The sequence below is a fragment of the Mesomycoplasma dispar genome (assembly GCF_000941075.1).
Lineage (GTDB): Bacteria > Bacillota_I > Bacilli_A > Mycoplasmatales > Metamycoplasmataceae > Mesomycoplasma > Mesomycoplasma dispar.
Map to the genome: position 1 here is coordinate 714,453 of NZ_CP007229.1, position 26,995 is coordinate 741,447.

Genomic DNA, 26,995 nt, shown 5'->3' on the forward strand with positions numbered 1-26,995 from the left:
TTTAAATGATAGAACAAAACTAGAGTGCTAAATTAAGTTATAAAAGTTAGACTTTTTGTTTTAAAAGTCTAACTTTTGCAATTTCAAAATAGTTTTCATCCTTCTCAATCCCGATAAATTTACGATTTAATTTAAGCGCAGCAACGCCAGTTGTTCCTGAACCCATAAATGGATCGAGAACTATTTGGTTTTCATTAGTATGAACTTTTAAAATAAATTCCATTAGCTCAAGTGATTTTTGAGTTGGATGAATAGTTCTATTTTTACCTAAAACAACTGAAGAACTAAAAAAAGACTTTAAATAAGGGACATTTTCGGGTTTGTTAAATATTCATTTGGCTCTTTTTCTAACTGCCCATATTATATATTCTGTATCTTGGACATATCGCCTTTTCACGTTTCGCGGCATCGGGTTTGTTTTAATTCATTTAATAACATCTTTTATAACAAAACCTGATTTTTCTAGTTCTATAATGATAAAACTAAGATAACGAAATGAACAAAAAACAATAAAACTACCATTTGATTTGACTAATTTTGCATATTTAGAAATCCAAGATAAAACATCAAAATTTTTATCTCAGATGCCAAAGTCAATCCCATTTCTTTTTGTGTTTTTATTCAATGTTGAAAAACTGTTTTTTTGGGAAATATTATAAGGTGGATCAGTAATTATATGATCAACTTTTAATTTTTTATCCAAAAAATCATTAATAATTTCAAGGGCATCATCATTATATAATTCCAAATTTTCTTTTGTTTCTAAGTTTCTATTAGCAAAATTATCACTGTTATTATTTGAAAGTTGCAAAATTAGACTTAAAGCAATCGACTTTGATAGCAAAGGCGGAACTGCATTGCCAATTTGCTTGCAAATACTTGTTTTAGTACCTAAAAATTCAAAATTATCTGGAAATGATTGCAATCTAGCCGCTTCTCTTGGTGTAATTGAACGATTTAAAACTGGATGTGAGTTAGTCCCATTTGAAGGTGTATCAAAACGGGTATCAATTGTTGGACTTGGTTGATCTCATTTTAGTCTCCCTCAGGTTGTTTTGAATTTTTGTTTTCCTAACATTTCTTTTGGCAAAAACTCTTTCCCTTTCTCTTTTGGGATTAAAGTTAACTTTTCAAGAGCAATTTTACTATGATTTGTTGATTTATGATTATATAAAACTGGCGAATTTAGGCGCATTTGTTGTTGATATTGCGATTTTGGCTCTAAAAGATAAGTTGCTTTATGTTCACCTTGATTTGACTCAAGATAACTAAGATCAGAAATTGCATCAAAAACACTCACTTTTTCTGAATATTTCTTAGGAAATTCAAGCATTTTTTCCTTAAAAGCAATGATTATTGCCCTTTCTCTAATTTGTGGAATGCCATAATTATAAGAATTCAAAACATCATAATTAACAAAATAACCCAATTTTTCAATTTCTTGGCGAATTTTTTCAATAAAAAATCCTTTTGCTGAACTTAATAAAGTTTTAACATTTTCAATTATAAAAATTTTTGGTCTTATTGCTTTAACGAGTTTTAGATACTCTAAAAACAAAAAATTCCGCGGATCTTTAAGACCTAATTTTTTTCCTTTATTTGAAAAACCTTGGCAAGGAGGACCGCCTATGATCATATTAACCTTCAATTCTTTAGCTTTTTCAATAATTTGCTCTTGAATTAACGGGTTTAAAATGTCGCCTTTGATTATTATAGTATTTGGAAAATTTTTCGCAAAAGTTTTAAGAACATCATCACTAATATCGTTTGCTAGAACTGTTTTAAAGTTAGATACCTGTTCAAAACCAAGGGAAAATCCACCAGCACCGCAAAATAAATCGAGTATTCTAAATTCCATTTTAGTAATTTTTACACCTTAATTGCTATTTTTTCCTATTTTACCATTAAAGTATTTAAATAATTCTATTTTATTTATAAAATGTTTTATAATAAAAATATGAAAATTTCAGAACTGTTAAATTTGGGTTTTAGTGAAGCTAATTTAAAGTTAGTTTTCTTTATTTTTTTCAATTTAGCCAATAAAACCCAAAAGGAAGAAAAATGCTATTTTCAAATAGAGATTCAGTATAAAAATTTGAAAAATAAAAACATTGTCCTTGATAATGATATTGCAGTAACTAATAATGAAAATTTTGAAAATTACACAGGGCTTAAATTTGAATTTGAAAAGTACAAGCACTTTAGTTTTATTGAAAACGATATAAATATTTCTAGAGAGTATTTTTTGACAAAAATATACCAAATTATAATGAAATGATACTACCAGGAGCAAAGTGATGAATATATATTCCAAAAGTGTTTGTTTTTAGCTCTTTTTGCATTTAGAGGCAGTCTTGATATTCCTGGAAAAATGTGAGCAGTAGATATCAGAAAAAAAGATATTAGCATTAATTATATTGACAATTTATATTCTTTACTTTTAACATTTGGTGAAATTGAATTCTTGAACCTTAATTTTAGAGAACTTCAACCAGATTATGTTACAGGTAAAAATAAAAGAAATTTGCAAATCAGAATCATAAATCTTCAATGGTTTTTTGAAAAATTTGGCAATGATTTGAAAAAAATAAATGTTTATAAATATTTGAATTTTGAAAACAATCTGTTTCGTTTTAAACAAACAGAGACAAAACAAAAAATTAAACGCAGCAACTTTGTTGAACGACTAATTTTTTATAAAAAACACGTTCTGAATTGGGAGTTAAAATCGCAGGATTGAGATGAAAGTAGAAAAAATAATGAAATTAACAAAATTAGAAAAATACTTTTTGAAAATAACTTAAATATTTATGAAAAATTTTATACTAGAAATCAAAAAGTTGTAGAAATTGCTAGAATTTTATTAAATCATTTTTGTTTTGGTTGCAAAGACGAATATCCATTAGAAAATAGGAGTTTTATCCAACCAAAAACAGGTAAATTATATTTAGAAATTCATCATGTCTTGCCATTTAGCAAGCAATCTGATCTAAAAGTTAATGTTGATATTATCGAAAATCTAGTAAAATTGTGCCCAGTTTGTCATTCTGCTTTAAAAAAAGGTAGATCAAATAATAACTATCAGAAAAAAATTATTGATTCGATATTAAAAAATTCAAATAAAAGTCTCATAAGTTTTCTTAACTCATTCGTCGAAAATAAAGAATCAATTAGTGAAAAAATTGACTTTATTCATAAAAACCTTGCATAAATATTTATTAACTTATTTAATTTTATGTTAATTTAATATGAAAAGGTTTTTTTATTTTTGTGTAGTTGTGATTTTGTCAACTGTACTAGGAGAATAAAAAAGGATCTAAAAAATTATAAGTCGATTATTTAACTGGATTTTAGTTTTCTGCCAGTAACAAAGATAACTTAAAATAAAATTAGAGCAAGAGATATTTGAAAAAGAAAATAAAAGGGAAAAGAACCTAAAGAAGAAAACAACAGAACAAAAATAAGGAGGAGAAGCTGAAAGAGTAAAAAAAAAGAAGAGAGAAGAGAGAAGAGAGAAGAGAGAAGAAAAAATGAGACACACCTTGCAAGGTGTGTCTCATTTTTTCTTCTTATTTATGTTTTAATTGGAGATGTTTAATTTAAATTTATAATTATGATTATAATATAAATAGGTGGTTTTTTTATTAACCTAATTTATTAATAACTAATTTAGAAATTCTAAATATTTATTTTATTGTTTTTCGGTGAATATTAAATTCTTTAAAAACATTGTTAAAAGCGTTATTAGTGAGACCAAGACCTTTGATGTCTTTGTATTTTTTAGCACCAAAAAGTTCAGTACCACTTGGATCATTAATTCCCCGATAGTCAAAAATTCTCGAAGTATTAACAATTGGAAGTCATTGTGCTTGATTCTCAGTTTGTTTCATCACGCCAACGAATCTAACATTTGAACTAAACATTTCATCAGGAATTCTTACTTTGAATTCAATCCATTTTTTCTTATCATTAGATTGTGTGTCTTCTTCAGCACGTAACATCGCAATTTGGTTTTCTTCATTTTGGAAAACTAATCTTCAGTCTTCTTTTTTGAAGTCAATACTATATTTTTGCAAAGGAGTCGGAACCGTTGTTGTTAATGTAAAAGTACGTGATTTACGACGGAATTTTGACTTTAGAGCTTGAAGGGTGAATCCGTCGAATTTGAATTTGGCTCAAACGATAGACTTATCATGAATCTTTTCTTGGGGAACACTAATTTCACTTTTAAGATTATCATTCTTTTCAGTCTTAACTTTCGCTTCAGTGAAATTCTGAATATTTGGTCATCATTGCGTAATATTTGGCGCAATTAATTTTTGATTATTTTTTAACTCCATATGATCTTTTAATAACAACTGATCAATATTGGCACTAATTATATTCGGTTGTTGCTGAATTAAGTTTTGCGGATATCAAAGCGTTAAATACGCTGTTCCCCAGTCAACAAAATTATTATTAACTTTTCGAGCAACTACTTTTTTAAATTTAGTTTTATTATCCGGTTGAGAGAATAAATTACTAATAAAATCACTTGAATTATATAAAGTTACTTTTCAAGGTTTGTTTAAAATTACATTTAAATAATTTTCTGGTAATTTTTGGTTTTCATTTTGAATTACGCGCTGATTTGGGTGGATATTTGTCCATCCTTTTGCAAGTTTTTTCCCATCTTCTTGTTCAGGATCGTTGTAAAGATCGTAAGATTTTAGTTTTATTTCTTCTTTATTTTTATTACTATTTTGACTTTTAATTTCACCTAAAACATTATCCGGGTCAAAAACTTTAACTGACAGACCGACTTTTTCAGTATATTCGGTGTTTTTTAAACCTAGAAGATCAATATAGTCTCTTTTTCTCAAATATCCTTCTTGATATTGTGTTATCAAATCCTTCTCTTCCCCCTCATAGCCATCATATCCGGTTGCTCAAGGAACACCGACGGTGCGCTCGAGAATATATTTTGGTTTAATCATTACGTAAGACTGCGAAGGATTTGTTTGATTTTCTTTATTTAATCCAACAAAAATCTGGTTGAAATTTTCTTTACTAATTTCTTTGTTAATATCATTAAGAATTTGATTTCTAATTTCAGGGGTTTGTAAAGCTGTTCCTTCAGTAAACGGACTATAACCAGAAAATGTTATTGGTGTATTAATTAATCTTTTAATATTATTAGCACGAAGATCGAATTCGATTTGATTATTTTCTTTAACCTTTAAATTTTCAATTTTGAAATTAGAATCATTATTAATTGCATTATTTAATGTTAGTCAATGAGTTTTTGTTAGCGGATTGAGGATGTAGTAATTTTTATCTTCTGCTAAAGAAGAACTAGAATCACTGTCTTCTTTTCGTTCAAGATCTTTTTTACTGCTGCTTAACTCAATTCGCACATCATTCATCGACTTCACCACCGGGGTTAGTTTCAATAATTGTTGGTGAATTACCACTGGTACTGAAGCAAGTCATTCTGAGGTTGGTGCCCCTTTTTCATCAAGGGGAATCTTTTCTTTGAATTCTAAGGTAAATTTAGTTTTAGCCGCAAGCGGATTTTGGGGATTATACTGAGCTAGTCATTCAGTATCAGAAACTTGTGCCTTTTTAGCTAATTCTGGCGCTTTTGTTAGCGCGGTATTAACAATTAATGTCATTGATTCATCAGAGACAACTTTTGCGATCACATTATTATCATTAACGGTTTTTGCTAGTTTAAATTCAACTTTAAAACTAGTTTGACTAAGTTTTTCAACTTTTTGAATTTCAAATTCAACTTGCTCGCCTGCTAATTGGTAATATTGAATAAATTGCTGACCTAATAAAATTGCTAACTTTTCTTTAAGTAGCGCTGCTTCTTTTTTAGCTTGATTATTATTTGACTGATCTGTTTCAGCTTTATTAGCATTATCTTGATTTTGACTATCTTGGAAATTAGTACTAAAAAAGGGACTTTCACTAATGTTGGCAAAAGTTGAGACTGCTACTTTTGTCGGGGTTGAACTTTGGCTATTATTATCTACTTGCTGATTTTTGAGTTTCCCTTCAAATCAATCTGGTTGTTTTTCTTCTTGAATTTGGGGGATCTCTGGTCTTTTAATTTCATCGTGGACTCAGGTTGTGTCATCGGGTTTGGGTTTGTCAATTTCTTCTTCAACTTGCGGATTATTTTTTTCAGCAATTGAACTTGCAAGTGTTTGCAAGACTGCAAATTTTTCCGAGTCAAGGAAAACGTTTTGAATTCCTAAAGGAGCATTTTGGATTGTCTCATTTAGTTGTTTAATTGCACTAACTTCCGCTTTTGATCTACCGGAAGTTTTTAGATAAATTGTTCTTGTTGATGACTTAATTACATCTTCATTAAATTTACCAGCATTATCGGCAAAACCGATTGCATAGTGGAATTTTAACTGGTAAACATTTGCATCTTTATTTTCTTTTTCATCTTCGGCTTCAAAAATAATTGCTGGTTTTGCCCCGTTTTGTTGGTAATTTTTCCAATTATCGGCAAGTGCCGCTGAAGAATAAAAGGCAAATACTAAATCTTGAAGATTGCTAATTTGTGCAAAATCAGAATTTTTAAATGGTTCTTTTGTTGATGAATCTGAACCTGAAGAAGAATCATTTCAAAAACTAGCTTTTCTAGAAGTTGTTAATGACTCTTGGAATTTTTTAAAAATCTTTTGTTTAACGGTTTTTTGAACATCTTGTTCTTTTTCATCGCCAATAATTTTTTGCCAAACTTTTAATGGTAATTGTCCTAATTGATCTTGCTGATTTTGGTTCTTGAATTCTTCAATTATTTGTTCTCTTCAATTTTTGGAAGTATTTGAAGAACTAGAATCATCAGTTAATTTCGCTGGTAAAAATATTGGAAGACCTTCTTCGGCTTTTTTAACATCGTTTGCAAAATAATTGTTAAAATCTAATAAAGTTAACCCAAATTTAATTCCGTCATTTGAACCACTAGATTCACCAGAATTACGGTTGTCGAGATTAGTTGTAATTTTAACGTTTTTTAAATCTTCGAGATTAAAATCAATTGGTAAATTTTCATAACCTTCGAATTTAAGACCAACTTTTTTGGCAAGTTTTACAAGTTGCTCAATTGTTTCTTTTGGACTAAGTGATAAAAGGTAACGATAATAAGCATAAAGTGAAGTTTTATTTTGGAAAACTGAAGAAGAAGCTGAATAAATTTTAGAAAAAACAGTCGCATCAGTTTCATCGACTGCAAAATTAGCATTTTCAATTTCCTTGCTTGAAGGAATTTTGACATTATTATTAAAAAGTTCATCTTTTAAACGTAAAGGAACGTTATAAGTTGAAGAATCGGAAATTAATTCGGCTAATTTCTGGTAATTTTTTGCTTTTATTAATTCGTTAATTTCTGATTTTGCTAGTAAATATTTATCAGGATGATTAAGAAGGATTTCGTAAGGTTTTAAAGCACTAGATCCAATTGCTAATTTTTCAACATCAGGTTGGAATTGTATTGGTGAATCAACTGGTTTTTCATCTTCGTCTTCGTCGTCTTCGTCGGTGGTTGAAGATAATTGTGATGCGCTACCTTTTTCTATTGCCTTAGCTTTTTCTTGCTCTTCTTTAGCTTTTTTCAGTTCTTCGTCTACACCCGGGTATAAAACTCCAAATGCTTTTTCAATTGAAACGTTACGGAAATTATCTAATTTAAATGAGACAGTTTTTTCTAAAACTACTTTTTTATCAGAACCAGAATCGCCAAATATTGAAGACATTAACTTAATTTTAATTGGGATTTCAATAAACAATTTCTTTGATAAAGAATTTTGTTTAATTTTTGCTTCTGATACTAAAAATTGATAATCTAAATGTTGGCGTAAATCATCGAATAACAAATCGTATTTACCAAAAGAAAAAGTAAGTCCGCGTTCTAATGAAGCATCAATTATATCTTTAATTGCTTCTGGTTTTGCGACTAACTCTTGCATTTGTTGGTAAAAAGTTAGTGCATCATAAGAAAATAGCGAGAATTTTGGTAATGTTCGATCACTAGATGAAAGACGAGATTCATCGCGTTGTTTTAAAGTTTGGAAAGCTTCGGGTAATTTTTCAACTTCACTGTTGTCATTGATTTTTCGATCACCAATTCCGTAATAATCAGCAGCATCAAGTAAATTAACATCTAATTGTGATTCTAAATCGGTATTATTAGCAAACAATGTTGTGTTATTAACTGCTTTTAGATCAATTGCAGTTGTATAAGATTCATCTTTTGCCTTATAATCTTTTAAAGCAGCTTTTGCCTCAGGGCTAAATTCGGTTTTAAGATAAAGACGAACAGTGTTTACTTCTTGATCTAAATTAGTCGCAAATTCATTAGAATTTTGCGGATTTTTCACAAAACTATAAACAAAAGGCTCTTCGAGATCACCTTTGGCAAAACCAAAACCTTGCGCCTGCAAACGAATATTTGCTTTCAAAGTTTCGATATCAAAAAACTTTGAAAGATAAGATTTTAAATCATCTTCATTTTGGAATTCGTTTAATTTTTTAGCAAAATCAGCAGATCTAGTTAGTCCTAAAGGTTTTACAGAAGAAGATGAAAAATGAGATAAAGGATTTTGGATTAAATTTGCAAAATTGTTATCAACGATGTGAGAATATTGCGCAAGCGCGGCTTTTGGGGCATCAACTGGAGATAAATAAATTGTTTTTGTTGCTGACTGGGCAACATTGCCATCAGCTAAGGTTTCTTTTAGATAAAAAGATAAACGAAATCTTTGTTTATCATCTTCGGCGGTAAAACTTTGAATTACAACTTGGTATTTTTTCGGAATAGCTAAAACTGTATTGCCATTATTTGTAAGAAAATCAAATTTATTAACAAAATCGGCAAATTCAGCACTTGAAGCATTAAAAGTTTTATCCCCTAAAATTGCTTTTTTAACAGTATTATAATCGCTTGTAAAATGGGCAACAGAAGGTTTAAAAGCAACTGAATCAATTAATCCTAATTGTGAAATTACGCCCTGAGTTGGATTGACGCCACGATATTTAACTTTTGATGCAAGACCAACAACAGTTCCAAAAACCGTTATCCCGATAATCGAAGCCGCCGTTGCTAATAATAATGATGATTTCTTCTTTTTCATGAAAACCTCCAAGTTTTTCTTAAAATTAAAGATAGTAAAACTTAAAAATATTTAATTTTTAATTACAAATTAAATTGCTTTTTATTATAAATTTATCAATTTTTAGATAAAAATTATATATATTTACTTAATTTTGCTATATTTTGCTTTTATTTTTTAAAATATTGATCAATAAAGGCTTGACGCATTTGGTTTCTTGATGTTGCATCATTTAAAAGTCTATCACCTCTAAAAACAGCAAGCGCTTTAAAAGTCATTCCTGGCTTGTTTGTTTTTTGTTGACCAGTGTCTCCATCTTCTTCAGAGTTACTTTCTACAAAATCACCAATTTGACCAAAATCAAAACCACGACCAAAAATTTGTCCTGAATCTGTTTCTGGATCTTTGTTTATTTCTGAATTAAACCTTGGACCAATTTCTGATCTTCAAACTTTTAGTTTTCCACCACTTGTTTGTTGTTCTGGAATTATTGTAAGTACCACTGAATTAGAAGTAATTTGTAATTCTAAAAGCCAAGTTTTTCCAAGATAATTTTCTAATGAATCAGATGGGCTTGTCTGTTTTAACTGTAGATCATTTACCAATTTAGAGTCGGTGGTTTTAATTTCTACTGGTTCTTCGCTAGACGGCTCCTCCGAATGTTTGTGTTCATATTTTTTAGGTGCTGGAAGTCATTGGTTGTTATTTTCTTCTTTTTTATTATCTTCTAAAAGAACAAGACCAAGATTTTTAGCGCTTATTTGTGAAGATACTAATGTTTTAAATTCCGTATTTAATGGGCGAGATTGTTGAATTCTTCAACCTAATTTTAATTTATTATTATCACTATTATTATCACTATTATTATCTTTAAATAACTCTAGACTTGATAAACCAAATTCGGATTTTGCTTGTTCCGTTGTAGTTGATAATAATCTATAAGGTTTTTTTTCTAATTCAAACGATTGATTTTTATCTTTTTCAAGAAGAACTTTTTCCGGACGGAAAACAAAGTATAAAACACCTTTGGTTAATGTTGTTTTTTCCACACGTTCACGAGTAGAATAGTCGAGAGCAAGCGGATTTTCACGTTTATAATCATAACGCAATGGGAAGTTTAATTTAATTCCATCGTCTGCTTTTTCATTTTCCTGTTCAGGATAATTATGTTTATTTTTATCAGGGCGACTTGGCGTACGCGATCAAGCTGTCAAATCTTTCAGAATTTTATCTATATCTTTTTCAGGTTCAACCCACTTCTTATTCGCCACATAAGCGACATTAGTATTATTAATTGAACTTAATGCTGAAACATAAGATTTATCACGATCTTTTTCATATTCAAGCCCAGATCTTCCATCAACAAAAACATCAGGCGCATACGGCAATGCTTTTGTAAATGCAACGTTAGTTGCATTTACTCCATGTAATTGGAATAACGCTGATGCAACTTGCTCATTTTGACTATCGAGAACAGCAAAGACAAAATTATATGTTCGACTTGCACGATCATATTCGCCTTTTAGACTTAATTTTTGTCCTTGTTCAGTTTTAAATGTTGAAAATAAATCTAAATATTTAATTAAATAATCACCAAAAGCTAATTTTTCTGGTTCTTTAGTTGATGAATCAGATGAATCAGTTGATTCTTGTTGGAAATTTTGAACTTTAACAGAAACAGATGAAGAAGATTGAACGGCAGCAGTTCCTGAAGAAGATTGAGAAGCAGATCCATTTTGTGAACTAGAACTTTGACCTGAACCTTGAGTTCCAGTTCCAGCGCTTGATCCTGAATTTCCAGATTGGGTTTGAGTTGATGAATTTGGCGCTGATGGTGCTGGTGCTGCTGGAGCTGGCGTTGCTGGAGCTGGCGTTGCTGGAGCTGGAGCTGTTGGCGCTGCTGGAGTTTCTGGTTGTTTTTGTTCTTGATCGACTTTAGGTTCTTCAACTTTTTTTGGTAATTCTAATTCTTCACTAATAGAATTTAGTGATGCTTTTAAGTAAGTTTTTGCTTGATTTTTTTCAGCATCAGATAAACTAAACCAGTTTTCTAATTTTGCAGTTTTAAAGATTTTATCTAAATCATAATCAAATAATTGATAACGATTTTTCTTATTTAATTCAGCTTGATGAAAATTACCAACTAATTTGGCAAGTTCTTGTTGTACTTTTGTACCTCGAAGATCAATTTCGATTGGATAACTTCATTTTTTGAAAGTAAACCCTGAATAACGACGGTCTTGAGCAAAAACTGAATTAGTTTCTGTTGAAGAAGCAGCATCTGTCTGAACTGGCACTAATACGCCTTCGATTTTTTTCTTCCCGCTTTTATCATATTCAAAATATTGTGCCTGTTCTGGAACATCAATATATTGACGATTCTTTTCATCAACTTCTAATTTTAGATCTTGACTTGGATGAATATCTAAATTTAATGTAAGTTTGTTAGGATCGTTTTTATCTTTTTGTTCTGGAATTGAAAAACTAAATTTGTAATTTTGATATTCTAATTTTTTATCTTTTAAATCAAACCAAAAATCAGCTTTATCGGGGAAAATAATTTTACCTTCGCTATCTTTTGGAAAGGTTTCGTAATTATTACCAAAAACACCGAAAAGAGAAGCAGAAGCACCATCAAAATCAGCTAAAAACTTTTTAACTAAATCATTTTTTTCTTTTTCTTTTTCAGGAGTAGTTCCAGAACCTTGACTTTGAGTTTGAGTTCCTGAATTTGAACCTTGACTTTGAGTTTGAGTTCCTGAATTTGAACCTTGACTTTGAGTTTGAGTTCCTGAACTTGAACCTGAACCTTGAGTTTGAGTTTGACTTTGAGATTCTGAACTTGAACTTGAATCACTCTGTCCATTATTTTGGTTTGGTGATCCGCCTTGGTTGTTTCCGTTAGAATTTCCGCCACTTTGTTGTTGTTGTTGGAACTCTGTAGTAGAAGTTGTAGAAACGCTTACTTGTTGTTCTTCTGGTTGTTGTGTTGTTTGTTGCTGTCTTTCTTTTAACTGTTTAAGAAGTTCTTCAATTAAATCTTTGTCTTTATATTTATCACCAAGTTGTTTTTTGTATCCATCTAGTTTATCTTTATGTTTTGAAAAACTTGAAATTAACTCACTAATATTTTTAGTTTGATTTTTTTTGAAATATTCCGCAACTTGAGGTCTTAAAGTTAAATAAGCACTTTGGTTTCTTGTAATTTTTGCAGAAATTGCATCTTTAATTGCACCAACTGAACTAAGTCCGGTAATTTGTAGTTCAATTAGTTTTTCTTGGTTACTTTTATCTAATAATTTTAAAGAAATTTTTGCTGTTCCGGCTTGATCGTCAGCAACAACTTTAACTAAAGATTTATCAGAAGATACTGGCAACAAAGTATAATCATTTGGAATTAAACCTTGAAGACCAGAAGCTGCTACTAATTTAAGTCCGCCAAAAGTTTTTAGAGTATCAGCAAGTGCGCTTGCAAGATTTTCGTTAGAAATAACAAGTTTGCTGGATGGAGATTCCTCTTTTTTAGGTTCAACCTCTTTTGGAGTTTCCTCATTAGGTTTTTGGGCTTCGCTTCCCTGACCTTGTCCGGCTCCGCCGGTTTGATCAGTTTGACTTTGATTTCCATCAGTTTGGGTAGATCCTCCAGATCCTCCAGATCCTCCAGATCCTCCAGAATTTTGTCCATCATTAGAATTCCCGCCACTTTGAGGATTATTTTGACTTGATGATCCTCCTTGGTTGTTTCCATTAGAATTCCCGCCACTTTGAGGATTATTTTGACTTGATGATCCGCCTTGGTTCCCATTAGAATTCCCGCTGTCTTGCCCATTTTGCTGCTGAAATTCAGTTGCTAAATTGCTAATTGCACTTACTTGGGTTGTTTTTGGAGTCTCAAAACTTTGTGGGGAGATTTTTCGTAGATGTGTTAATAGTTGATCTTGAAATTTAATGGAAAAAGCCGAAGGTAGAACTGCTTCGGTAGCAAAATTAGTTTTTAGTAACGATTTATCAAGATCATAAGTTGAAGAATCAGCGATAAAATTATCGATAAAATCTTCTTTTGCAACACTGCTGAATCCGCTTAAATCGGTTTTAAAAGCACGAGTTGCTACTTCTTTTTTTGTAATATTATCAAAAACAAAAACGGTTAGATTTTTGATTGCATTACCTTCAACAGTAGTATTCTCATTTACTTGAATATTAAAAAATAAATTCGAAAATTTCTTATCAATTTTCGAAAAATCAACGGCCTGACTTAATTTAAAAGCGTATAAAGGATCTTTGTGTAATTTAAAAGCCTGGGCAGCAGAAATTTTACTTCATTCAGGCTTTAAACTAAAATTGCTGATCACACCGGCTAGTTCAGCATCGTTTATTGGCGGCTGTAATTCCGTTTCGGACTTATCATTATCAAATTGAGCAAGATACGAAGAACGAAGAGCTGATTTTTGAACTCCGACTCCGACTCCCGCAGTTATTCCGACAAAACTTAGGCCTGCTAAAACGATTAATACTTTGTTGCGAATTTGTTTTTTCATAATGCTAAAATTATACCAAAAAGAATTAAATTTTTTTTATTTTTTATTTTTCGATTTGTTGAATTTAAATTCAAAAACAAAATTATATGTTATTTTTCAGTTTTAAAAAGTTTTTTATAATTTTTTTTTATTTATCAATTCTAACTAGAAACTTACTTCTAGCTTTTCTAAATTAATCAAATCATAAAAAATTATACAGGCATAAGCAAAAAATTTTAAGAATTTTTCAATTTTTCTTTCTCAATAAATTTGAGTTTTAATTTTAATTTACTGTTTTATTGGGAATGTTTATAATTTTGTGTTTTAAAATTTTACCGATTTTCTAAATAGAAATTTAATTTAATTATATATTATTTAAGTTTATGATAAACTTTATCAAAACAGATTCCGCTTAAAGCACAAAACATTAGCAAAAAGTCAATAAAATTAAAACGCCATTAACTTGTGCTAATGGCGTTAAGGTTGATTAAAAACATCGGTTTTGATAGCTTTTTTACTGATTTTAAAGATTTTTATTTTACCTTATTAATCAAAATTGTAGCATTTTCAGCCTTGAAAATAATTGGCTCAATAATTTTACCACTAACAAGAATTGTATCAAAAACTTGAAATTCAATTCCAGAAATTGTCCCTTGACCTTCAATGATAATAATTTCAAATCAAAAAACTATCGGATCTGGATTTAAAGAAAAAGTCTTTGAAATCTTAACTCTTTTTAAATTAAAGAAACTATTTTGTACTAAAACTTGCTGTTTTTCATCAGTTTTTTTAACAATTTTCGGAATTATTCCAGTTTTTATCGCTCTTTTTGCTAAATCAAGATGTAATTCTCGTTTTTTGCCTGTATGATCTAAACGGTCAAAGTCATAAATCCGAAAAGTGAGATCGCTATTTTGTTGAATTTCATAAACAAGGGAATTTTCTGGAATTGAATGGACAATTCCGGCATTTATGTAGACAAAGTCGTTTTTTTCAAGTTTATAGAAATTAGAATAATTTTCTATATTTTTTAAGTTAATTTTACTAATTTCATTAGTAAAATTAAGAGGTTTAACACCAATTAAAAACGGGTTTTGATTAGAATTTAGTACAAATCAAGCCTCATCTTTGCCCAAACTATTAAATTCAGCGGCAATTTCATTATCAGGGTGGACTTGCAAACTTAATTTTTGCCCAGCATCAATAATTTTGTGCAAATTAGGATAGACTTTTGCGTGGTAATTGGAAAAAAAATCAGGATTTTTCTTATAAAATTCTGAAAGCGGAATTGAATCGATAATCGATTCAGCATTTTCTTGGGCTGAAATTAACCAAAGTTCGCCGATTTTCTTATCAGATTTTAAATGATTTTGAAGATTTTTACCCGCTCATAAAGTTTCTTTTTGGTAAGGTTTTAGGAAAAAAATCTTGTTTTTCATTAGTTTTGCTGTCTTAATTTTTTATTAAATACATCGTTTGCAATAAAAGCGCTAAGAATTGCAAGTAAAATTCCAAGAACTAATGAAAAAACACCGTAGACAAAAATTTCGCTATGAAGAGCATCTTTTTTTCGATCAATTGTTTCTTTAATGAAATTTTGATATTCAGGAGCGCCAACTGCCATTAAAATAATGCCAGTTATCAATAAAATCAAACCAAGAGCTAAACTAATAAAAAGGATCGTTTTATTCTTAATTTTTCCAATTTTCATTATTTTACTCCTTTTTTAGCGAATTTTTTATTACTACGGTCAAAAATATTAAAACTACGATTTTTCAAAAAGCCATAAATTAATGTCGTAGTTAGACTTCCAACAATTACTGACAAAAAGAAGAAAGCAATTCCGAGTCCAACGCCGTGTTTTAGTGAACCAATTGCGCCTAAAACTGCCACAATCGGACCACCATGACCCGCCTGATTTGTAACAGCAAGAATTCCAGCAAGTCCACCAGCAACTGCAGATCCAATTACATTGGCAGTAATTACCCGTTTTGGATCGGCGATTGCAAATGGAATTGCACCCTCAGAAATACCGATAAAACCCATAACTAGCGCCGAAATGCCGAGTGATTTTTCTTCCTGGCTAAATTTTTTCCGTCAAATTAAAGTCGCAATCCCCATTCCAAATGGGGCAACTGGAATTGCTGCTGCCATCATTCCCATTGGTTCATAAATTTTGGTAGAAACAAGGGCAGTCGAGGTAAGAAAAGCAACTTTGTTAACTGGACCTCCCATATCAAAACCAGCCATTCCGCCGAGTAAAAGTCCTAAAAGAAAGGCAATACCGATTCCGACACCATCTTTGTTATTAAAAACCGACTTAAGTGCTTCGATAAATTTGTCAAGAACATACCCAATTGGCGCACCGATAACAAAAATTGCCATTAAAGACCAAAAAAGACTAACACCAATCGGGATGACAAAAATCGGCATTATTGCGCTAAAAGATTTCTGGATTTTCAGAGTATTTAAATATTTGACACTAATTCCGACAAGCAAACCAAATAAAACGGCACCGATAAAACCCATCGGTGTTTGCACCGAAATGCCGCCAATTCCGTAGAAAAGATCGTTAGAATTGGCGACCGTGGCGACAATAAATCCAGGGGCAAGTGCTGATCGGCCAGCAATTGAATAGGCGATATAAGCGCCAAGAACGCCGATCATAATTTTAAAGGCAATTAGACCAATTTCTAACATCCACCAGAGAAAATCGCCTTTTGGTGCTGCAGAATTATTCCCATAAATTGCTTTTCCAATTCCAAGTGAAAGCGCGATCATAATTCCGCCAAAAACAACATAAGGAATCATATAAGAAATTCCCGTCATGATGTGTTTGATGAAACTGCCCTGTTGTGATTTTGTCTCTTTTTGTGACTCTTTTGCTAAATTAGCCTTTAAAATAGGTGCTTTTTCCGCATTTTCAATCACTTTTTTCGGTTGGTGAATTGCATCTTTTGTGTTGGTAAAATAAACTTTTTTACCTCAAAATGCACTAGTATCAATTTCGACATCGGCGGCAATAATGACAAATTTTGCCTGTTTAATATCAGATTCGCTAAGAATATTTTTCGGACCAACAGAGCCGCGGGTTTCAATTTTTGGATGATAACCGCTAGTTTTTAGTGCGGTTTCTAATTTTTCGGCGGCTAAATAAGTATGGGCAATTCCGACTGTACAAGAAGTAATTGCAACTACTTTTTCTAAATTAGCAAAATTTTCTTCTTTATTTTCACTATCTTTAATTGCTAGTTTTTCTTGAAAATGCTTTGCAAGATTTGCAAAAACAAAATCGACCTCAGTAGATTTTAAAATTTCCTTAACTTTGGGATCCAAAATTAGTGAAGCGATTTTAGCAAGAACATTAACTTGCGCTTCATCAAAGCCGTTTTTTGGTAATAAAATGCAAAAAAGGTATTTTGCAAGACTATTATCAAAAGTTTGTCAGTCAATTCCATCTTTTAGGGAGATGAAAAACAAAGCTGGTTTTAATACCGACTCACTTTGGGTATGTGGAATTGCAAAACCTGATTCAAGACCAGTCGGAATTTGCGACTCGCGGTTTTGTAAATCTTTGATAATTTGTTTTTCATCAGTAGCAATGTTTAATTTTAGCGACTGTTTGGCAATGAATTCAAAAACTTCGTCTTTTGTTTTTAAATTTTGCAAGAGAAAAACAAAATCTTTTTCAAAAATTTCCATTTTACTTTCCTTTCTTAAAAATTTTTATAACTAAATGATCGCTTATTTAGCTATAAAAAATAAGGAAAATAAAAATATTTTTAAAAATAAGGGGAAATTTGAAAAAACTTTTTAAATTAGGAGTTTCACTCTTTTAGAATTTTTAAATTTTTTTCATAATTTTTATGATAGTGATCTGAAATCAAATTAGCAGCGCTGAAAAAAATAACATCAGAAATAAATTGCTGATTAATTTTTGAAGAAATTGAAACAAAACGGTCTTTTTGTTCTAAAGTTTGGTATAAAATTACGCGATTTTTTGCTATTTTTGTTGTTTTATTAGCGGTAATTAAAATAAAATTGTCATTATTTTCGACAAATTTATGCAATGCAAAATTTACTTCTTTTGTTTTGCAAGATTTTGAAAACAAAATTTTTAAAGGTTCAGGCTGAACACTAACTAGCAAAAAGTTATGAAAATCACGGAAATTCACTGAATTTAGACCCAGTTTTTGTAAATTTATTGCAAGTTCGCTTGCAGCAATCGCTGAAGAACCAGCACCATAAATGAAAATTTTTTTAGCACTAACAATTTGTAATGCAAATTCAGAAATTTGTTCCAAATCAATGAGTTCTAAAGTTTGAATTAGTGAATTATGATAGTATTTATAAAGATTCTGGATTATTTTAGCGTTTTTTGTCCCATTTTCTTTTGTTTTAATTTCATTTGAATTAAGAAAATGATAATAGACATAAAATTGCATATCCTTAAAACTTTCAAAGCCTAGTTTTTTTGCTAAATTCGAAATTAGTGAAATTGAGGACTGACTTTTATTTGCCAAAGATTTAAGTGAAGACTTATAAAAAAATTGCGGATTTTCTTGTGCTAACTTAACAATTATTTTTTCTGTTTTCGTTAAATTTTCAACAATTTTCGTATCAAAAAAAACACTTTTCATAAAAAAAATACGGTAATAAACCAAATCCAATTTAATTTTAACTTTTTTTCATTTTTCTTATTTTTTACTTTAAAAATGAAAAAAATTTCATAAGAAAGAATAAAAATTAAAAAATTTAATTTGGTTTAAAAAACACTATAAATTTAAAGTGATTACATTTTTTTTGTATTATTTTTTCGTTTCTTATTTTAAAAAACAAAAAAAATTTCAAATAAAACAAAATTAATTAAAATATTTAATTTATTTAAAAAAATACTTTAAATTTAAAGCTATTTTATTTCTTTTTCTTGGATTGGTCCAAGGCCGATTAGATCACCTTTTTCGATAAAACTAATCGAAGCACCTCCTCCTGTCGAAATATGACTAAATGAATTTACTAAATTCTCAGCTTCAATTGCCGCAACTGAATCACCGCCGCCAATTACGCTATAGCAATTTTCAAGTTTGGCAATTATTTTGGCAATTTCTCTTGTTCCTTTGGCAAAATTTTTAAATTCAGCAACACCTAAAGTTCCGTTTCAAAGGACAGTTTTTGCATCTTTTAATTGACTTTCAAATAATTTAATTGTCAAAGGTCCGATATCCATTCCTTCAAGATGATCAGGAATTTCGAGCGGGTTTTCATCGTTATAAATTGGACTAACATCAGCAAATTCAGCCGCTAGAGCAGCATCGACTGCAAGAACTAATTTATCAGGATACTTTTCAAGCAATTCACGGGCAAGATCGAGTTTGTCATCTTCGCAAATTGATAGACCTATTTTAAATCCAAGTGCTTTTTTGAAAGTATAACCCATTCCGCCACCGATTAAAACTTTATCAGCTTTTTCTAATAAAGCAGAAATTATGCCGATTTTATCGGAGATTTTTGCGCCACCAATAATTGCATAAAATGGTTTTTCTGGTTCAAAAATTAATTTTGAAAGCGCATCTAGTTCTTCTTTTACAAGATAGCCAATTGCGGATTCTTTAATATAGGTAGCAATTCCGACATTTGAAGCATGAGCGCGGTGCAAAGTTCCAAAGGCATCGTTAATAAAAACATCAGCTAGCGATGCTCAATATTGCCCTAATTCAGGGTCATTTTTTGACTCAGCCTTATTATTTAAATCTTGAAATCTTGTATTTTCAAGGAGAAGAATTTCGCCGTTTTGAAGTTCTTCGATTGCGTTTTCAACTTCTTCACCACGGTTTTTAGCGATGAATTTAACATCTTTACCTAAAATTTCCGCTAGTTTTTCTCCTACTAGGCGAAGTGATTTTTTCTCAAGGTCACTTTCAGATTTGATTCGACCAAGGTGGGATAAAATTATTAATTTTCCACCGTCATTAACGATTTTTTCAATAGTTTTAAGGCTAGCAACAATTCTTTTTGTTGAAGTGATTTCGCCATCGATAATTGGGACGTTAAAATCAACACGAAGAATGACTTTTTTATTTAAAAAATCTATTTCATCAATGAATTTTTTGGATTTATAAACTGGTATCATCTTTTTCCTTCCAAAAATTACTATTTTTTGTTATATTATAAACTATTAAATTGATATGATTAGAAAATGGTTTGAAAAATTTATCTATGAATTTATGATGAAATTTTAAAAATTGCTTTAAAATTTAACTAAAACATCTAAATAAAAATTAGAAAAGGATTTTAAAAACAAAAGTGTATGAAAAATTAATAAATTTCTAATAAATAACGTTATTTTTATTTATTTTTATGATAAAATTTAGATTAGATTTTGTACCAAGGCAAAGGCAAAATTTATTTTTTGATCATATAATTCCAATTTTATTCTATAATTTAAATTATTTTTTCAAATAAATTCAAAAGAAGTCGCTAAAAAATGAACAAAAACAAAACTTTAAGATTTTATTTAACGCAGATTTGCGAAGAATTTCATAAGGAAAAAGATTGCTATTATCGTCTTAAATTTGCAAAAGAAACTGTTGGTATTTTCAAATCACTTGCAGATGTTGTTTTTAAAATTGAAGATGTTAAAAATCCTGTGCGACTTTGGGTTTTACGTAACAATAAATTTGAGAATGTGATATCTTTTCCTTTGCCTATCAACATAAGAACTCTTTCTCCTGCTCAAAGAGATGAATATTTAGCGAAATTATTCGCCGAAGATTCAGAAATTAAAACAAGTAAAAGTTCTGATGTTGCTGATAAAATTAAGAAAAATGATACAATTAATCAACAAGTTGTTTCTAGATCTGATAATAGTTTAGTTTTTGAAAAAAACAAGAAAAAGCAACCAAAAACAGAATTAGTTATCACTGAAGATGAAAAAACTGTTGATGAAATTTTGTATGCTTTAACCCAAAACGAAACTGATTTACCGATTGATTGCCCAGTTTGTGATAAGTATAACGAAGATGAAACTGCAAGTCACGAATGTCCTTGCCATCTTATTGAACTTGAAATTTCTGATCCAAACGAAAACGACTTTGGTATTGAAAATAAAAATGCATTTCAACCTGAACAATCAAGTGAAAGCTTCTCTTTTGAAACAGTCGATTTTGATAACAAATCTGAAGTTGACCAATTTTTAGTTGATTCTGAAACCAAAAATGACGAAGCAGTTACTAAAAAAGACTTTGAATTTACAGCAAATTTTAAAAATAATCAAGAAACTATACTCGAGCAAAAAACTAATGATGAAGACCGAACCGAAAAAGAAAAAAACGATAATTACGAAGAAATTGATAACGAAGATAAATTTGAGGAAATAACAAAATTGGAAAAAGAAAAGAAAAAAGAAAGTATTTTTCCCGAGGATCTAGTTTTTAATCAAGAAATTTCTGATGAATTTGATAAGCAAGTTCTTGAAAAAGTTAAATATAGAACCCAAATATTAATAAAAAAAGGTCAAGAGAAAGAATTTGAAGAAGAATCAAAGTTAAAAACTCCGGTAATTGAAGGCGAAATTCTTGATGGAAATGATCTTGAAAATGATTATGAAAACCATCATGATAATTTAAGCGATTCACACTCTGAATTTTGCGATTCTCCCGTCTCGTCTAGTTTCTCAAAATCTCCTTGTTCTGCTTGTGCTCATAATGGATCTTGTCCTTGATGTCAAAAGTATCGTAATTATTTATTAGAAGCAAAAGATTGCCCTGCCTGTCTTGCTAGATTTAAGGAGCAAAATTTTGACTACCTTGGAAAAATTCACGAACTACGTTCAACAAGTTTTGTTGCTAAAAAACTTACAAAAGTTCCGTCGCAAATTTGCAAAACTTGTACACATAATGCGCTTTGTTCTTGATGCCAAAGATATCGTAATTATTTATTAGAAGCAAGAAATTGTGGTGGATGCAAGGAATTGTTACGGGCAAAAAATATCGATCTTGACCGTAAAATTTTTGAATTATCACATCCTTCTTATCCAAGTTTTTTGTTAAAAAACAAATATTTTAGCAATTGTAAGGCTTGCAATCATAATGCAAGTTGTCCTTGATGTCAAAAATACCGTATTTATTTACAAGAAGCAAAAGATTGTCCTGCCTGTCTTGCTAGATTTAAGGAGCAAAATTTTGATGTTGATGCTAAATTATTAGAACTTCGCTTTGATTCTTATTCTAAAAATTTACCGATAATTCGGTCAAAAATTTCCTGTTCTGCTTGTTTTCACAATGTAAGTTGTCAATGATGTCAAAAATATGCAACTTATTTATTGGAAGCAAAAAATTGCCCTGCCTGTCTTGCTAGATTTAAGGAGCAAAATTTTGACTATGAACAAAAATTAGCCGAATTACGCGTAAATAATTATAGTGATTTATATTCTTTAGTTTGACAGCAAACTTATAATTCACCTTGTGCTACTTGCAATCACAATTTCTTTTGCCCAAAATGCCGTAAATTAGCAGCATATTACCGTGAAGCACGAAAATGTTCTGCTTGCAAAGAGTTGCTACGAGCAAGAAATATTGATATTGAAGAAAAAATCTACCAATTATCATATTATCCATATTTTGAATCACGCGCTTTAGTAACTCACCAATTTTTAGAGCAGCAAAAACTTGCATATAATGCAAATTGTGCTTCTTGTTCCCACGTTTATTTTTGTAAATTCTGTCAAAAATACCGTGCATTTTTACTTGAAGCAAAAAATTGTCCCGCTTGTCGCTACCTTTTTGCCCAAAAAAACCTTTCAATTGATTACTTATTAAAAATAATTAATTATGAATTTCATAGCGATGATTTCAACCATATAAATCCACTTTTAGTTTTGGCTCACGGAAAAACGATCGCTCACGAGACAATTCCGGAAATTGTTGAAATTCCTCAAGTTGTCGAAGTCGTTCTTGATTATTCTTGAATTAAAATTTATCATTGTCCTGCTGGAATTACAAATTATCCACTAAACAAATTCCCAGCACTAATTCCGCTATTCCAAGGAATTGTCTACCAAGCTTTATTAGGACTAAATTGAGCTGATCATAATTCAATTGTTGATGATGAATTATTTAATACAAAACGTGGTTATGGTGGTTATAATGTCCAAAGCGGACTTTCAGTTGGGCTAGGTGATCTTAGTGTTGATGAAGCAACTCGGGTAATTGCCGCTTCGACTTCAAGTGTCGATGACGACGAAGAAATTATAATCGTTGCAACCGAAAAGTCAACAATTTGGGGTCTTCCTTCTTATGTTCTATGATTTGTGCTTTTTGCGGTAATTGCTGTTCTTATTATCGTTATTGTGATGTTCGTCCTTCACGGTGTTGGAATAATTTAGCAATAAATTTATACAGTTTTTTTTAACAAAATCAAAATTTTTCTACCAATTCCATTTTTTGTAAAAAATTTTATAAAAAATGGAATTGGTAGTTTTATTTTAATTATTTTTCAGAAACTGGAAAAATTCGCAGAAGCTTTTTTAATTTATGCTAAACTTGGTTAAAAAAGTTTTAAATATTTTGTATCAAACTAATTTAATATATAATTTAATAGTAAATTGTTTTAATTTGTTTTTTTGGAAAAATCAGGGAAGGGGAATGAGTTATGAATTTAGATATTGCAATTTTGGCACTTACAGCACTAACGTTATTGCTAGGGCTCATTTTTGCCGTTTTTTTCATCTATAATCACATTAAAACTTTGCATAAAAACAAAGTTAATCGCAGTTTCCTTGACCTTGGGATTTCAACGCAAAGAAAAATAGTTTACGAACTCTTTTTTGCAGTTAAACATCTTTCAAAGAACAAAATCGGCGCAATTATTACCTTACAAAGAAACACGCTTCTTGATAGTCTTCGTACCGATGGAGTCAAAATTGATTCAATGATTAATTCATCTTTGCTAATTGCAATTTTTCAAAAAAATTCACCATTGCACGATGGAGCAGTAATCATTGTTGATGATCGCATTTCATATGCATCGACTTATTTTTCCGTATCAGAATCGACGCTTGAAGACCGATATGGCGCCCGACATAGGGCGGCTTTGGGAATTTCGGAGGTTTCTGATTCGATAACGATTGTTGTTTCAGAACAAAGTGGTGAGGTTATAATTGTCCGCGATGCTAATTTTTTTAAGATTACTAATCTCGATTCGTTTGCCGAAATTTTAACAAAAGAACTAAATTTAACAAAAGCTGTTACAAATAAATAAGTAAATATGCAAAATTTTGAAGCAACTAGTTCTTCTGTTTTAGCCGAATTAGTAGATGCTAAAAAAATTAATCAAGTTCGCAATTATGCCAAACAAAAGCCACTTTCCGAAATCGCCGAAGAAGTTTCCAAATTTAGTCAATTTCAACGAATTTTGTTTTTTAGGATGTTAGATACTGCCGCTGCTGGTGAAATTTTCACTTATTTTTCTCCCGAAATTCAAACCGAATTAGTTATTAGTTTGCCAAACGAAATGATGAACAAACTACTTGACGAACTTTATGCCGATGAAATTGTTGAACTCCTAGATGAAGTTCCTGATAATGTTGCTAAACGAATTTTACGTAACATTGACACTGATACTCGTAAGCAAGTCAATCAACTTTTGCAATATACCGACGACCAAATTGGCTCTTTTATGTCCGTTGATATCGTCTATCTTTCAAACGAATTTACCTGTATGGAAGCACTTGAAAAAATCCGTCAATATAAAGACATTTCCGAGTTAGTTCATTATTACTATGTCGTTGATGCCCATAAAAAAATAATTGGCGCCACTACTTTAGAAGATATAGTTTTTTCTGATCCTAAATTGAAAATCGAAGAAATCATTTTTCAAGTACCTTTTTTAATTACAACTGATAAAAAAGAACAAGCTGCCGAAGTTTTTGCAAAAAATGATTTTTCCGTTTTACCAGTCGTAAATACCGCCCAAAGATTAATTGGAATGGTCACAAGTGATGACATTATCGACATTGTTAAAGAAGAAGCAACAAGCGATATGTATAAACTAGCTGGGATTTTGCCGCAAGAAGTTGATGATTCCTATATTAAATCAACATTAAAACAGATCGTAAAATCAAGAGTTTTTTGGCTAATCATTCTGATGTTTGGCTCAACCTTATCACAGTTTATTATCCAAGAATTTACTGATGCAATTACCGAAAATAACGCAATTAAATCAATCGGACTTGCTTCGTTTATCACCACAATCGTTTCAATGATTCCAGTAATTTCTGGCTCAGCTGGAAATGCTGGTTCGCAATCAGCGACTACAATTGTGCGCGCCCTTTCTTTAAAAGAAGTCTCGCGGTCTAATTTTATCCGCAAAGTTTTGCTAAAAGAAATTAGTGTTGGTCTGATAATTGGCACAATTTTGATGTTCTTAAATTTTGTACGTCTTGTTATCTACTTTAGTTTTACAGGTGATATTAAAAACACACAAATTCCTGAAAATTCAATTTCTAATCTAACAATCCGCGATTATATTCTCATAATTTCTTTTGCCTCCTCCGTTTCGCTTTTATGTGTTATCATTTTTTCGAAAATTCTTGGGGCAACAATTCCGATGTTGGCAAAGGCGATCAAACGCGATCCTGCGGTAATGTCAGCACCAATTTTGGCAACTGTGACTGATTCAGTTTCGACTTTAATCTTTTTTGGTATTACGATTCTTGTGTTTCTAATGATTTAATTAATAAATTTCAAAAAATTTATTAATTAATAAAATTATGAAATTAATTTCATAATTTTAAAAAATTACTAATTTGATTGGATAAAAAGTGTCTTATATTAACATAATCGGCTGAATTGCCTCAGTTTTAACTGCCATAATTGGACTTCCACTTGTAATTAATACATTTCTAGGAAAAAAACCACCGAAAGTTTCGCTTTTTAGTTGGTGAATTTACTATCTTGGAATTTTAGGTTTTGCCTTTTTTGGTTTGGTTATAAATGATTTACCAATTGTAATTACGCAAATTTTTTGCGGTTTAACTACTTTTATTTTTTTAGTGCAAAATTACATTTTTCGACTAAAAACAACGAAAAAACTGCATTCTAATATTGCTTTTCTTGCTCTTAGTTCAATTGTTTACTTTCTAATTTTACTAACTGGAATTCTTTTTGCAACAAAATTAATTTCATTTTCTAAAATTATATCAGCGGCAACTTATATCGTAATTTTTGCTGGTTTTTGTGTAAATATCGCTTTTTTACCACAAACTTTATTAGGAATCAAGCAAAAAACAATAAAATTTATCCCATTAACTTTTTTAATTAACCTTTTATTACTAAATTTTGCCTGAGTTATTTATGATTTTCTAAGATTAGTTGTTGAAAAAGAATCAAATTATATTCCTGCACTAATTTTCCAAATTATCGGTTTTTTAATCGCAAGTTTACAACTTTTTGCCTATTTTTACCAGTTAGGTCAACAACGCAAAATAAACAAAACCTTCAAAATCAACTGAATTTAGTTAATTTTGAAGGTTTTTTTCTTAAAATTTCAGTAAAAATCTTAAATTAGTTAAACTTTGTACGGTACAAAAAATCCTTAATTGCATAAATTAGCCCTTCTTGATCACAAGCGCTTGTATGAAAATTAGCCGTTTTTTTCACAGCTTCATAACCATTTGCCATCGCATAAGAAAATTTTGTTCTTTCAAGCATTGAAACATCGTTAGGACTATCGCCAATTGTCATCACCTCATCAATTTTATAATTAAGGGCATTAGAAACAAATTCAACAGCATTTCCCTTATTTGTATTTTTTTTACTAATTTCAAGACTTAAGTTTTTCAGAAAAACTACCTCTAAATCTTGATCTTTTTCTAGTAATTTATAGGCTTTTTCAATCTGTGCTGGCGAACCTATTAGTTCTAATTTAATCACGTTTTCCTGGAAAGAATCGGTAAAATAAACCTCATTTTCAGGATCAAGATGTGGATAGTTAAAAAACGAAAAATATTCCCGTTTAGTATTGAAACTAAAATATTTTTCCTGATTCCAAAAATTTAGTTGCATATCTAAATTTTTCGCAATTTCAAAAACATATTTTTGTGACTCAGTCGAAATTGAACCGTTAATTAGTTGGTGATTTTCAATTTCAAGATCGCTAAACAATGCGCCATTTGAAGTTATAACGTATCTGATTTCTAGGTTTTTTGCAACTTGGCGAATCCGCGAACTTAAAGGATTACCAGTATTAAGAACAAGGATAAATTTGTCCTTGTTCTTTTTTATATAATCAGTTGTTTGTTCGCTAACCTTAAAATCAGCGCAATATAAAGTGCCATCAATGTCGCTAAAAATTAATTTTTTGTTCATTTGT

At 30.3% G+C, this 26,995-nt stretch carries 14 protein-coding genes; 5 read left to right on the forward strand and 9 right to left on the reverse strand.

Annotated features, from left to right (window positions below; translation table 4 throughout):
• Positions 1 to 46: 46 nt before the first annotated feature.
• The gene (dcm, locus tag MDIS_RS04115) at positions 47 to 1,858 is read right to left on the reverse strand and encodes a DNA (cytosine-5-)-methyltransferase (protein ID WP_084217543.1); all 1,812 of its coding nucleotides are present in this window, start codon (positions 1,856 to 1,858) and stop codon (positions 47 to 49) included.
• 99 nt (positions 1,859 to 1,957) lie between these two features.
• On the opposite strand from dcm, the gene MDIS_RS02605 reads away from it, so the two are divergent.
• A complete protein-coding gene (locus MDIS_RS02605; RefSeq protein WP_044635513.1) occupies positions 1,958 to 3,211 on the forward strand; it encodes an HNH endonuclease signature motif containing protein in 1,254 nt (417 codons plus the stop codon).
• A gap of 475 nt (positions 3,212 to 3,686) precedes the next feature.
• Here the strand turns inward: MDIS_RS02605 and MDIS_RS02610 are convergent, their stop codons facing one another.
• The 7 genes from MDIS_RS02610 to MDIS_RS02640 all read right to left on the reverse strand — a co-directional run bounded on the left by MDIS_RS02610 (position 3,687) and on the right by MDIS_RS02640 (position 19,757).
• Positions 3,687 to 9,131 carry a P97 family adhesin gene (locus MDIS_RS02610; RefSeq protein ID WP_044635514.1) on the reverse strand — a complete coding sequence of 1,815 codons (5,445 nt, stop codon included), beginning with the start codon at positions 9,129 to 9,131 and terminating at the stop codon, positions 3,687 to 3,689.
• Positions 9,132 to 9,280: 149 nt separating this feature from the next.
• The gene (locus tag MDIS_RS02615; protein ID WP_052506226.1) at positions 9,281 to 13,648 is read right to left on the reverse strand and encodes a P110/LppT family adhesin N-terminal domain; all 4,368 of its coding nucleotides are present in this window, start codon (positions 13,646 to 13,648) and stop codon (positions 9,281 to 9,283) included.
• Positions 13,649 to 14,160: 512 nt separating this feature from the next.
• Complete coding sequence (locus MDIS_RS02620; RefSeq protein ID WP_044635515.1) at positions 14,161 to 15,066, reverse strand: type I phosphomannose isomerase catalytic subunit; 906 nt, start codon at positions 15,064 to 15,066, stop codon at positions 14,161 to 14,163.
• Entirely contained in the window at positions 15,066 to 15,338 is a 273-nt protein-coding gene (locus tag MDIS_RS02625; RefSeq protein WP_044635516.1) for a hypothetical protein, read from the reverse strand. The genes MDIS_RS02620 and MDIS_RS02625 overlap by 1 nt, the downstream gene beginning before the upstream one ends.
• Positions 15,338 to 17,329 carry a PTS fructose transporter subunit IIABC gene (locus tag MDIS_RS02630; RefSeq protein WP_044635517.1) on the reverse strand — a complete coding sequence of 664 codons (1,992 nt, stop codon included), beginning with the start codon at positions 17,327 to 17,329 and terminating at the stop codon, positions 15,338 to 15,340. The genes MDIS_RS02625 and MDIS_RS02630 overlap by 1 nt, the downstream gene beginning before the upstream one ends.
• A 116-nt stretch (positions 17,330 to 17,445) precedes the next feature.
• Entirely contained in the window at positions 17,446 to 18,267 is an 822-nt protein-coding gene (locus MDIS_RS02635) for a MurR/RpiR family transcriptional regulator (protein ID WP_044635518.1), read from the reverse strand.
• Positions 18,268 to 18,536: 269 nt separating this feature from the next.
• The gene (locus MDIS_RS02640; protein WP_044635519.1) at positions 18,537 to 19,757 is read right to left on the reverse strand and encodes a phosphoglycerate kinase; all 1,221 of its coding nucleotides are present in this window, start codon (positions 19,755 to 19,757) and stop codon (positions 18,537 to 18,539) included.
• Between the two features lie 354 nt (positions 19,758 to 20,111).
• Here MDIS_RS02640 and MDIS_RS02645 point away from each other — a divergent pair, with 354 nt between their 5' ends.
• The 4 genes from MDIS_RS02645 (at position 20,112) to MDIS_RS02660 (ending at position 26,141) form a co-directional block, all read left to right on the forward strand.
• On the forward strand, positions 20,112 to 23,009 hold the full coding sequence (locus MDIS_RS02645) for a hypothetical protein (RefSeq protein WP_232034207.1): 2,898 nt from the start codon (positions 20,112 to 20,114) through the stop codon (positions 23,007 to 23,009).
• 266 nt (positions 23,010 to 23,275) lie between these two features.
• The gene (locus tag MDIS_RS02650; RefSeq protein ID WP_044635520.1) at positions 23,276 to 23,884 is read left to right on the forward strand and encodes a diadenylate cyclase; all 609 of its coding nucleotides are present in this window, start codon (positions 23,276 to 23,278) and stop codon (positions 23,882 to 23,884) included.
• Positions 23,885 to 23,890: 6 nt separating this feature from the next.
• Positions 23,891 to 25,357 (forward strand): magnesium transporter, encoded by a 1,467-nt coding sequence (gene mgtE / locus MDIS_RS02655; protein ID WP_044635521.1) that lies wholly within the window; start codon positions 23,891 to 23,893, stop codon positions 25,355 to 25,357.
• An 88-nt stretch (positions 25,358 to 25,445) separates the two neighbouring features.
• Positions 25,446 to 26,141 carry a PQ-loop repeat-containing protein gene (locus MDIS_RS02660; RefSeq protein ID WP_044635522.1) on the forward strand — a complete coding sequence of 232 codons (696 nt, stop codon included), beginning with the start codon at positions 25,446 to 25,448 and terminating at the stop codon, positions 26,139 to 26,141.
• Between the two features lie 46 nt (positions 26,142 to 26,187).
• Here the strand turns inward: MDIS_RS02660 and MDIS_RS02665 are convergent, their stop codons facing one another.
• Positions 26,188 to 26,991: a Cof-type HAD-IIB family hydrolase gene (locus tag MDIS_RS02665; protein ID WP_044635523.1), complete on the reverse strand. Its 804-nt coding sequence runs from the start codon at positions 26,989 to 26,991 to the stop codon at positions 26,188 to 26,190.
• Positions 26,992 to 26,995 lie beyond the last annotated feature (4 nt).